Source organism: Frankia sp. AiPs1, from assembly GCF_023716945.1.
Classification (GTDB): Bacteria; Actinomycetota; Actinomycetes; order Frankiales; family Frankiaceae; genus Frankia.
Window position 1 is genome coordinate 1 of record NZ_JAMQQF010000642.1, and the last position, 3,246, is coordinate 3,246.

Genomic DNA, 3,246 nt, shown 5'->3' on the forward strand with positions numbered 1-3,246 from the left:
TTCGTCCTCCGGGTGACGGCGGCCAGGCCGGGGACGTTCGGCGTCCGCGGGCGCCCGCGCCCCGTCCCGGACGGCTCCGCGCGGCTGCCAGCCCTCGCGGATGGCGGGCTGGTAGCCGGTGAAGCTGACCTCGTCCAGCGCAGAGCCGCCGGCCGGACTCCGTCCGCCGGGGCTGGCCGGCCCCGGTTCACCGGCCGGCACCGCCCGCTGTATGCCGGTGAAGCTGACCCGGTCGAGCAGGCTGGGCGCGGCAGGCCGGTCGCCGGGCGGGCCGGCGGCGGTAGGGCGTGGCTCGGGCTGACGGACTTCTCGGTGGCGAGGATCGCGGTGGCCGGGGTCCGGATGGCCGGGGTCTCGATCGCGGGGGTCTCGATCGCGGGGGTCCGGATGGCGCGGTTCTGGTGCCTCGGCGACGGGAGCGACCTCGGATTGCCGACGCTGGTCGGGAAATCGACGGCCGCCCGGCGGATCGGCCGCGGGAAAGTCGCGACGGCCCGGCGAATCGGCGCCGCGAAATCCGCGCCAGCCCGGCGGGTCGTCGTCCCGAGAGCCGGTCGGAGGCGGCGCAGATTCGCGGCCGAAGTCCGCAAACGCCGCCCGTCGCGGATTGCCGGCGGGATCGGTTCGGCCGAACCGGTCGGACGGATCGGCCGACGGATCACCGCCGGGGACGCCGTCGGCGGGATCGGGGCGCCATGAGCCAGGCGCAGGCGCGTCCGCCGGGTCGGCGGGCACCACCTCGGCGCCGCCGGCCGTGGGATTGCCGAAGGCCACGGCTCGGAACGTCTGGCGGGTCCGACCCTCCGGCGCCGCCCTGGGCGCGGGACGGCCGGCCGGGGGCCCGTCTGCGGGCCGGGTCGGCAGCCCGCCGACGGGAGGTGAGGCGGTCACCATGTCCGCGGGGTCGAACCCGGTCACAGCCGTGATGCGCTCGGCCAGGGGCTCGGGACGCCTGGTGGGGCCGGTCGGCAGGGTTCCGAACGCGACGAGCCGGCCGCCCCCGGGCTGATCCAGCCCGGCTGGGTCTGCGTACGGAGCCGGCGCCGGGCCCGAGAGCGGAGGCGGTGGCGGTGGCGGGGCGCGTCGGACGGCGTCGGACGGGTTGCCGCGCGAACCATCGCGGCTCCGGCCCTCACCGACCACCGCCCGCACCTTCCCGCCTTCGCGTCTTGCCACCGCGACATCGATCGACCGGCAAGGAAGATCCGCCGCTAATCACCAGAAGGTGGTCTTAATACGGACAACTCTGGCACCGATCGGGGTCACATGCGGCGATTCACCTCAGAGTAGCTCCGGCGCCGAGCCGCCCGGCGACCAGCTCGGCGGTCGTGACCAGCCCCGATCGGCCCCCCACGAGGGGTAGGAGGCAGCCGGCTCGTTCGGGCGAACACGGTCCCGCGGATCGTGCGCTCCCGCCCCGACCCGCACCACACCGCGGCCCCTCCCCCACACAGCCCCGGCCAGGGCTATGGCTTCTTGACCCGGCACACCCGTTCCAGGACCAGCCCGCCGACGAGAAGCACGACGGCGGCGGCCAGACCGAGCCCGGCGCTGATCGCGTCCCCGCCCGCGGTCGGGAATTCGTCCGTCCGCGGCGCGGTATAGCCGAGGACGCCCGCCCACGCTCCCGCGAGCGCGGCCCCCACGACCGAGCTGGCCTTCGCCAGCGCCGCCAGGCGGGCGATGGTGAGCGGCAGGATCGGCCGGGTGCCGGGACGGCCTTCCCACCGGCGCCGGGTCTGGACGGCGACCTGAAGCTCGATGAGCCCGATGACGACCACCGACAGCGACGCCGTGCGGGGCAGCGTGGGAATCGATCGGTACGCCCACCAGAGCAGCAGATAGCCGAGAATCCCGAACACGACTGCGGCCAGGACGAGATCGCGCGGTCGGGTGGGTCTCACGCCGACGCACCACCCTCACCGGTCTCGCCGGCCACGGTGGACGTCCGGGCGGCGTCGCCCGGAGCGCCACCGGCCATTGCTGCGCCGGCCGCCGCTGCGTCGGCCGGACAGTCGCCGGCCGAGTCGGTGCCGGCCGAATCGGTGCCGATCGAATCGGTGCCGGCCGCATCGGTGCCGATCGAATCGGTGCCGGCCGCATCGGTGCCGATCGAATCGGTGCCGGCCGCATCGGTGCCGGCCGCATCGGTGCCGCGTAGGCGGCCGGAGGTTCGCCGCAGGCCGACGAGCTCCCCGGCGCCCGCCATCCGGGCAACCAGGTCGGCGACCCGGCCGTGATCCGGCAGGGTCGCCTCCGGGTCGACCTCCAGCCAGGGCACGCAGACGAAGGCCCGCAGGTGCGCCCGCGGGTGCGGGATGATGATCTCCGGATCGTCGCTTCGCAGCGCGCCGAGGGCGATGACGTCCACGTCGAGCGTGCGCGGCCCCCACCGCACGGTCCGCGTTCGCCGGGCCCGCTCCTCCACGGCGCGCACGGCGGCCAGGAGCTCGCGCGGTGGCGCCGGCGCCGTCAGTACGACCGCGTTGAGGTAGTCGTCCTGCTCGGGACCGCCCACGGGGTCGGTCTCGTACACCGCCGAGCACGCCGTCACGCCGAGGAGCTCGTCGAGCTGGCGCACGGCGGCCCGCAGCAGCGCCCAGCGGTCGCCCAGGTTGGAGCCGAGCGCCAGCACCGCGTGGGCGACCTCGGCCATCAGGTCACCATCCGTCGGGTCACCGGCCATCAGGTCACCGGCCATCGGGTGCGGGGCCGGCCGAGGGCGACGGGCCTGCGGGTCTGGCTCGGGTCACAGTGACGGCGACGTCACCGAAGGGGATCGGGATCGGCGCGGCCGGCTTGTGCACGGTCACCTCGGCGCGCACGACCCGATCCGCGCGCAGGCAGGCGGCGACGAGACGCAGCGCCAGAGTCTCGATCAGATCCACCGGGGGGCCGCCGACGATCTCGGCGAGCGTCTCGGCGAGCTCGCCGTAGTGGACGGTGCGGGTGACATCGTCGTCCCGCGCCGCCGCGGAGACGTCCAGCCAGACGACGGCGTCGATGACGAACTCCTGGCCGAGTTCCCGCTCGGCCGACAGCACCCCGTGGTGGCCGCGGACCCGCAGCCCGGTCAGGGTAATCCGGTCCAGCGGCGCGTCGCCGGGCCCCGAGCCGTCCGTCACCGGGCTGACCACGGCACCTCCCGCTCTCCGGCACAGCCGGGCACCACCGCCGGCAGGCTCGCGGTGGTAGCCGCATCCCCGGCACCGCCCTGCCGCCATGCCCGCACGACGCGCACCGCGT

3 protein-coding genes and 1 pseudogene are annotated in these 3,246 nt (G+C 75.6%); 1 reads left to right on the forward strand and 3 read right to left on the reverse strand.

The genetic code is table 11. The features are described from left to right. Nucleotides 1-699, forward strand: a pseudogene (locus ND748_RS28735) (hypothetical protein); the annotation flags it as partial. Between the two features lie 767 nt (nt 700-1,466). Here ND748_RS28735 and ND748_RS28740 read toward each other — a convergent pair. Genes ND748_RS28740 through folB form a run of 3 tightly spaced genes read right to left on the reverse strand, consistent with a single transcriptional unit; the run spans nt 1,467 to nt 3,125 of the window. After that, nucleotides 1,467-1,904: a DUF3180 domain-containing protein gene (locus ND748_RS28740; RefSeq protein WP_251749320.1), complete on the reverse strand. Its 438-nt coding sequence runs from the start codon at nt 1,902-1,904 to the stop codon at nt 1,467-1,469. After that, nucleotides 1,901-2,656 (reverse strand): 2-amino-4-hydroxy-6-hydroxymethyldihydropteridine diphosphokinase, encoded by a 756-nt coding sequence (gene folK / locus ND748_RS28745; RefSeq protein ID WP_251749321.1) that lies wholly within the window; start codon nt 2,654-2,656, stop codon nt 1,901-1,903. Before folK ends, ND748_RS28740 begins: the two co-directional genes overlap by 4 nt. A 34-nt stretch (nt 2,657-2,690) precedes the next feature. Continuing rightward, entirely contained in the window at nt 2,691-3,125 is a 435-nt protein-coding gene (gene folB, locus ND748_RS28750) for a dihydroneopterin aldolase (protein ID WP_251749322.1), read from the reverse strand. Nucleotides 3,126-3,246: the final 121 nt, after the last annotated feature.